The organism is Candidatus Hodgkinia cicadicola, assembly GCF_002774925.1.
In genome coordinates, this window is sequence record NZ_CM008782.1 from 54,189 (window position 1) to 63,118 (window position 8,930).

Consider the following 8,930-nt stretch of genomic DNA (forward strand, 5'->3'; position numbering starts at 1 on the left):
CCATATTAACTACTTCTTGTTATCTATTGATTACCTGCTTCAATTTGGTCATTGATTCGACACAACATCTTGATGAAATTGTAACGAAAACCCATACCAAATGGTGGTAGTTTACCTAATATCAAACTGTCTTTTATACCACTAACATCATAAGATTTTCCTGATACAGTTGCTTTGGTTATGGATCTTGATGAACCATGGAACGAAATAGCGGATAGTATAGATGTTCAATTTAGACATATCTCGTTGATACCTATAACCCTTCGAATAAGGACCGCTGGTTTCATTCCCAACGTTGTAGCAATTGAATTGATCTTTGATAGTTCACACCATTTTAAGTTCTTCCCCACTGGGATAGATAAATCTCCAGATTCCAACACAGAACCAATGTTCACCATTTGTTTTAATACTATCTCGATATGCTTACTGTTAACGCTAACACCTTGACTTTCATAGATCTCTTGAATTGTGTTGATAAAGTAATTGAAGAACCGATTGAAACCATAGACATCGATATATTCTTGTAAACTCGGCTCACCTAAAACAATAGAAGTACCTTTGGTTACCTTTTCATTATCCTTTACTACAACAACATCTTGTTGCAAGTGGTAAATCAACGGTCTCTGGTTACTTGAACTCGGATCAAGAACAAACACGTTGTCATTTGGTTTTTTGTTACCATATTTAAAGAAGCCATCGACATTAGCTAGAACAACATAATCGTTTTCCTCAATATTACTTTCAAATATCCTTGATAGCTTTGTAAAAGCTCCTTCTTCATCTGGAACAATTGAATCCAATCTGTTATCTCTTACCTCTGATAACACATCGAAAACATTTACTTTTTTGCTTGAACGTACCAACAAATTAATTTTTATCCCAGATGGAACAAAGTGATCTAAGACCAAACCTCCTCTTACCTCCAAACAAACCGATGAAGGTCGACCTTTGTTAAACTCAATTGAATTGATATCTCTACTGACCATTGTTAACCCTCCTTCCATAACTTTAACTACATTTATACCATATATTAAATTCCTAAGTTTTATTATACCATTGGCCAAAGATATGTATCTTCCACCAACCATGTTGTTAAAACACAGAACCGAACCAACATTGACATTGGTGTTGTTGGTAACTAACAATGTTGTACCTCTTTCTAAAACCAACCCTCAAACCTCAACATTATCCTGTTGTATTGTCAACCTACATTTTGTTCCTACTACTGTTATCTCCGATCCAGACCAAACACATGAGATGTTTTTAATCTTGATCACTCCAGATAAAGGAGCTACCAAACATCCACGTATACTCTCAACGTCCGTGTCCTTCTTTGAATCGTGTTTACCATGGAATGTTCTTAATGTTAGTTGAGTTCCGGGTTCACTGATCGATTGAGCTGCCAATATGCCAACCGAACCTCCATCCTTTACTATCCTCCTTGATCCTAAATCTATCCCATAACAAAGTTTACAACAACCTGCCTTAGAATGACAAGTTAAAGGAGACCTGATCCACAGGTCATTACCACAATGGTCTAATATAGTTCGAATGTTGTCATCGGTTATCAACTCGTTGGCTTTTATTATTACTATTCCATTCGAATGTATCGGTTTCAATAAGGTTCTACCAATCAGTCTGTTCTTAATAAACCCTGTCTCAATAACCAACATTACCTTTAAACCAAAGGTTGTATGACAATCTGATTCATCTATTACACACTCTCTTACAACCTCTACTAATTTCCGTGTTAAATGACCGGAACTTGCGGTCTTCAAGGATGTATCTGCTAATCCTCTTCTTGATGAAAATGAACAACAAAAGAACTGAATCAAACTTAAACCTTCACTATACGAATTTAAGATTGGTATTCTACAACGTTGATTGTCTAAACCAATTATGTCACCTCTGGCACCAGCCAATTGCTTGACCTGAGACCATGTTCCTCTCGCTCCCGAATCCAACATAACCTTAATACCTACTCGTTTGTTTTCTTTACAACCCAATTCCAATTCGATACCACCATGTATATCTTTTAATAACTTCGGTCATATGGACCAAAACGACTGTTGGTTGTTGATCGAAACATTTGATTGTTTGTTATCCTCTTGAAAGAGGTTTGGCCATGTTCTTGTTACCATCGTTCGCATATTCCTTATAAGTGTTTTTTTAATACTAGGAACATCAAAATCAACCATTGACAGAGATAATCCCGATCTCGTTGAATACTTAAATCCTAATGCCATTAGCTGTTCACAGAATGAAACCATGACTTGGTCGTTATAATGTTTTTGAACCAAGCCAACAAGATCTGAAATCATTTGTTTATTCAAATCTGGGAATGACCATTCATATAAAAACCTACACTTCGCTGGAACAACCTCCGATATTAACAAACGACCTGGTGTTGAGGTTATTGTGTTGGTGGACCCATCATTGATTATGAATTTTATCTTATCATGTAGACCAACGATTCTGCTTTCAAGAACCTTGTGTACTTGTGAAAATGACCATAAACATATGTTGTTTTCTACATTTGTAGTCAATGACATGTAATGTAGACCGAGGATCATGTCTTTGGTTGGCAGGATGCATGGATCACCATGGGCCGGATGGAATACGTGTTTATCAGCCATCATCAACAACGAACACTCTATCTTGGCTTGTAAACTAAGCGGAACATGAACTGCCATTTGATCACCATCGAAGTCAGCATTGTAACCAGAACATAACAACGGATGAAGTCTTATTACTCTTTCGTTTGTTAACTTAATTCAAAATGCTCGGATGTTAAGCTTATGCAACGTTGGTGCTCGGTTTAACAACACCGGATAATACTTCACAACTTCATCTAATATCTCGTTTGCCAACGTTCGATCATGTTTCAATATGTATTTTGCTTCTGATTCGGTCTTTATTCCACATCTTAACATCAACTTCGAACAAATGAATGGGTCAAACAGTTCAAGAGCCATGACTCTCGGTATCTCACATTCGTTTAACAGTAAATCTGGTCCTGGTACTATCACACTCCTACCTGAATAATCTACCCTCTTACCTAGGATGTTGTTCCTAAACATACCTTTCTTACCTCTCAGAGAATCCATCAACGATTTCAAAGCTCCAACGTTGTAATTATCTGACTTATCAACATCTGATGAATTATCGATCAGAGCATTGACTGCCAACTGAAGATCTCTTAATACCATCAGGTAATCATCGAAATCTACATCCAATCCTTCTTCAATCTCATCCAACATCAACGAAACAATGTTGTTTTTAGTGATAACTTGTTTGTATAATTCATTTAAATCCGAACTTACTAATTTATCATCATCCAAAACAACCATTGGTCTTAAACTAGCCGGTAGAACAGATAAGACTTTTATTATCAACAGATCTGGTTGAATATTACCATCTATCAAACCATTTACTATCTCCAACCTTTTATTAATATCCTTCGATACTTCCTTACTTAACACTGATCTGTTTACCTCCAACAAGGAACGTTTAACCATCTCAAGGTTTATGTTTGATAACAGATACGAGAGAGCAACACCGCCAGTTAATATCTTTGACTTACTTCCTCATAATTTTCTGTACATATTGGTAGTTATTATCTGATTTTGTTTTAATTCATCTGATGAAGATTCGATTACAACATGTAGATCACAGTTCACTAAATCTTTAACAAAACCCTCTGTCTCATCTAATAACATGGCTACAATGTTGAGATCTGATTTGTAAAGTAATGTATGGACCACTGGAACGATTAAACTAATATGACCGAACCTTGAACGAACATCATGGTTTGTTAAGCTAAGATCGACACCACATACCTTACATATCAAAGTTTTATTAAAAGTTGGTTCTTCACATAAGCATTCGTTGGCATTAATTGGACCGAAGATTATTGGACAAAACAATCCATTTAAGTTCGGTTTATTTGTTTTAATATCGAATCCAACACTGTTGGATACTTCTCCCCAAGAATGGGCCATTATGGCCTCTGGAGAGGTTATTGTTAACTTAATACTCGATATATCCTTCGGATTTTCTAACATTAACTACTCAACATTTTGGTTTACATCTATACCCATAGCAAACAATATCTTCAACACCGATAACACACCTTCGTTTCGATAGTTTAACAACACTGGTGTACCGGATAACATGTTAGTATGTAGTTTGTTCCGTGCTTTAACATCATCACATTTAGCTGTCAATGCTTCGTTTGTAACAAATGCAGCACCATAGCTTTGCAACGCCCATACCTCCATTTCACCTAACCTCTGTCCGCCTTTATGTATCTTACCTTTCAATGGTTGTTGTGTTACATCCGAATATGGACCTGTTGATCGATATCTTATTTTGTTGTCAACAAGATGATTCAGTTTTAATATGTAAATAATACCAACAGTAGTTTTCTTATCAAATGGATAACCTGTTCTACCATCATACAACTGAACCTGTCCATCCCAACGTTGTAATCCTAATCTATCTGCCAATCACTTGATGTTATTTCTGACATCGGAACCAAAATTCGAACATGATATCTTAATACCTTTTGATAACTCAGAAATCAATACCAAGATCATATCTTTTGTATAAACTTTGATGCTGGGATATATCTCTCTAAGTTTTGGTACAACCGACCTTAATAACTCCTCGTTATTACTTCAATGGTATAAATCTAATATTTGTTTAAACTCTAATCCTAACTTATAACTTATCAAACCAAGGTTGGCTTCCAATATCTGACCGATGTTCATCCTAGATGGTATTCCTAATGGACTTAACACAATATCGATTGGTGTTCCATCGGCCATGAATGGCATATCCTCCTTCGGAACTATCCTCGATATCACACCTTTGTTGCCATGCCTACCACATACCTTATCACCTACCTTTATTGATCTCTTTACCAATAACCTTATGGTTATTATCTCATTAACATCCGAATCAATAACATCGGTATTATTAACCAAACGTTTACCAAAGCCTTTGAATAGAGATAACTCCATCCTTTCCAAACATTGAATATATTTTGTTCTTAATAACTTCATACCATTTTGAATATCCTTATTACTTGGAATAGATGATAACCCTCCTAAACCTTCCTTCAGCGAAAACATTGACCGTTGTAACAACTTACAACATCTTCTAATATACGTCTTTGTAACAACAGACCACCGATATAAATACTCCTCATACAAACCATCCTGTTGCTTATTAACATTACTATCAACATCCCTATCTACCTCCAATACCACAGCATAACTTATTCCTATCGGAATCCTAAATGAAGTATCCTTAACCAACCTTTCTTTCTCCTTAGAACTAAGCCCATTACCATTGATCTTACCATCATCATCAAGTTTTTCTTTTAATTTGTCATCATCTACCAACGGAGATAACTTACCAACCAATATATCATCCTCCTTCAACACACATCCCTTCCTTGCTATACCATTAGTTTCTAAATGTTGACAATCCCTTTCTGATATCTTTACTGGCCTATTTGTTAACCACTCTCCTCCATATTTTGTTTCCCGAACCTTAATCTCCACATCCAACACATGAAGTGAATTGAATACTCCCTTCGATATAACATTCTCTGACAACAAAATCGAGTCCTCATAGTTTAATCCTTCTCAACACATAAATGCAGCTAAAAGATTGATACCTAAACTCATTTCTCCATCACAACTTGATTGACATTCGGCAATAACACTACCAGATTTCAATACTTGTCCAGGATTGACAACCGATCTAAGTCTACAGAACATTTCCTGATTTGTTTTTATTGGTTTAAACAACGAGTAAACATGATAACCATCTTTAGATGGATCGTAAATTGTTATTCTTTTCGAATTAACATCAGAGACAATACCTCCTGATCTTGTTTTAACGTTTTGTTTCGAAGCTTCCATCATCATGGCTTCTGCACCAGTTCCAATCAATGGAGGTTGGGGTAATACCAATGGTATGGCCTGTTTCAACATGTTCGCTGCCATTAATGCACGGGTTGGATCGTTGTGTCCGAGGAATGGAATCAAACAAACAGCATAGGAAAACACTTGTAAACACGATGTCATTGACAACGTTGCATGTTCAGCATGTACTACTTCAACTTTGTTAGAGTTCATGCAAATGGTATGCTCGGACAATCCATGCTTCAATGGTAGTACTATTGAATGGTGTTTAACTTCAAAATAATTCAAGTATACAACATTATTACCAATTCTACCGTTGTACACCTTATAATAACCTGTTGTGATATAACCATTCACATCGACACTTGCATTAACTGCCAATGACAAAACTAATCCAACGTTCTGACCTTCTGGTGATTCAATCGGACAAACCTTACCAAAGTATCATCTGCTAACATCCCTTGTTGTAAGTTCAGCAGTTTGAACTGTTACAGATCCTTCACCTATGTACGTTAGTCTATTCTTATGAGATAATTCAGATAAAGCGTTAACCTGATCTAAGAACTGACACATACCTGATGAACTAAACACCTTCCTTATCTCCATCATGGTTTTGTTATAAGTTCATGTAAGTTTATCACGAATAAAATATTCCTGCCATAACCTATCTCCAATGATGTCAAAGACATCTGACATGTTTTTGTCAATGATGCCTATAACTATATCTCCAACTCCTTTTAGAATCCTTACCGATGAACATGTTACATCCCATTTCCCTCCTGAACTTATATCCTTATGTAATATTTCGATCAGATCCCTCTTTGTTAACAGATCTAACCCATGACATCAATCTGAACCTACCAACCCATCTAATTGACATCTCCCTACCAATGTTAAATCAACACTACTGATATCCTCCTGTGTTATCCCACTACAAGGACCTACATCCTTATACATTAAGGTACTAATTAAGTTCATATTACTTGATCCAATAACAACGTTCATGATACTGAAATCACTTCTGGCCGTTGATAAATCCAACCTTGTTAACTCACCTTTGTATCCAGTTACCCCACTCATATTAAATTTCTTACCAAAGATCAATACCATCTTTCTATCTTGTTTTACAACGGTTAGATCTTTTTGATGTCTTAATGACCTACGAATACCGAACCTTTGATTTGTACGTTTTACCCTCCTATAAATTAAATTCCTTCAAACACCCTTGAAATAAGCCAATGTTCTTACCTCCAATACCCTCTTTAAAACATGTAAGTGTTTTGTCATTAACGATGAAAGTACATCTAATAAACCTACTGAGCAACCTCCATTTGCCATTGTAATACCAAGGTTGCTTAATTCCATCTTCAGTGTTCGAGATAATAACAGTTCTATACTTTCGTTTTCCTTTGAAACTTCAATACGTAAACCTGATGGTTTTGCCAACTGTACTACCAATACCTTTTGTACACCTTCAACGATAACTGTGTCATCTTTCAATAATCTTGGTAGATCAACCATACCTGTTTGAATTCCACATCTTTGATCAACATAGATGAACCATTCATTCTCATAGTAACTTATTAGATTCAAATCAATATCAAATCTATCTGAATCATTGGAACCTTCTTCTCCTTCAATAGAACCATACTTCCTTATACCTGCATATTCTAGACTCACTTCTTGAAATTCTACTGGAAATATCAGTTGTAATCTGAGTATTAATTTCGATATCTTTATTCCAACGTTGTTGTAAATACCTCAGATTGGGTTTGTATACATTCGTCTTTGGAGATTACAACAATTCGGTATTCTTTCACTTGGTAAGTTCCAATCCAAATCTAATCTCATTTCGATTGATTTAATCCATAAATTACCATTGATGTTTAAAATCCAACATACGGTTGACTACTAAGCGAAAGATGGGAATCGAACCCACGCTTACAACTTGGAAGATTGAAATTCTGCCACTAAAATACATTCGCCTGTTGTACTATCATTTAAGAGATAACATGGGGATAGAAGTAGATGGATTTAATCATTGTAGACAACAAGATTAGACCGGTTTTTGTTAGAATTAAATCAGACCTAAGTACATCTTTGGAAACCGAACTTCCCGATCCCAACAAAACCAATCATCGAGACATACCAAAGCATAATAATGTTGTACCAATGTTCAGACTCCATAATCTTGTTGATGTTAAATCCGGATCGAGAAAGTGTTTATAACCATGGTTTCATTCTTTTATCCTACTGAATGTGATACCACATTTGTTCCAATATTTCGTTTCCGAATATAACCTCCTTCCTAACGATATGGTAATTATTTCGTATGACAATATCTTGTTCAAGGTAGCTAAACCACTTATGTTTTTGAATTCTGTTTTGGTTGAAGGTGTTACGAATGGGATCATTGATGAAACATTTATATCGAATCTCAATCCAGAGTTTGACATATCACAAACTGAAACTCCAACATGAATTAAAACAAATCTTAATTTTAATATGAAGAGTTTAATATCTAAGATTCTATCGAAACAGGGATAAGTTGTTAGTTCAATTAAACTTCTACCTGAACGACAAAATCCGACATGGTCTTTATTCCCAATTATATTTCCTGAATCATGTTCTAAACATATATCTCTTATCAGAGCAACCTCCAGGTTGCAAGTCTTATTCACCTTCGATGAGATCATAGGTATCTTTGTTGTGTTTATCATCGGATGAAATCTCTGACTGATTTGATAACCTAATGGCAAATCAACGTAGAAGTAACTCTTTCTTGTAAAAGTTAACCATGGGTTTAAACCTACCTTAAATACACTTGCCAAAATTGTTAACATGTGTAAGTTCCCAATATTGAGAACTGGTAAACTACCCGGTAATCCCTCATCTATCACACTAACGTCATTTGTATACCCAGAGAACAACTTATACTTCGAATCTATCTTGGCATGAAGTTCTAAACCTATTTTGATTTCAAAGGGTATTTCG

Annotated in this window: 1 protein-coding gene, 1 tRNA gene and 2 pseudogenes; all 4 read right to left on the minus strand. The window is 35.6% G+C overall.

The window, feature by feature from the left end:
* Positions 1-23 precede the first annotated feature (23 nt).
* Complete coding sequence (locus MAGTDC_RS00925) at positions 24-4,064, minus strand: DNA-directed RNA polymerase subunit beta' (protein ID WP_146656647.1); 4,041 nt, start codon at positions 4,062-4,064, stop codon at positions 24-26.
* Between the two features lie 3 nt (positions 4,065-4,067).
* Positions 4,068-6,491, minus strand: a pseudogene (locus MAGTDC_RS00930) (DNA-directed RNA polymerase subunit beta); the annotation flags it as partial.
* 1,359 nt (positions 6,492-7,850) lie between these two features.
* Positions 7,851-7,921: transfer RNA gene (locus tag MAGTDC_RS00935), tRNA-Gly, on the minus strand.
* Positions 7,922-7,936: 15 nt separating this feature from the next.
* Positions 7,937-8,930, minus strand: a pseudogene (locus MAGTDC_RS00940) (hypothetical protein); the annotation flags it as partial.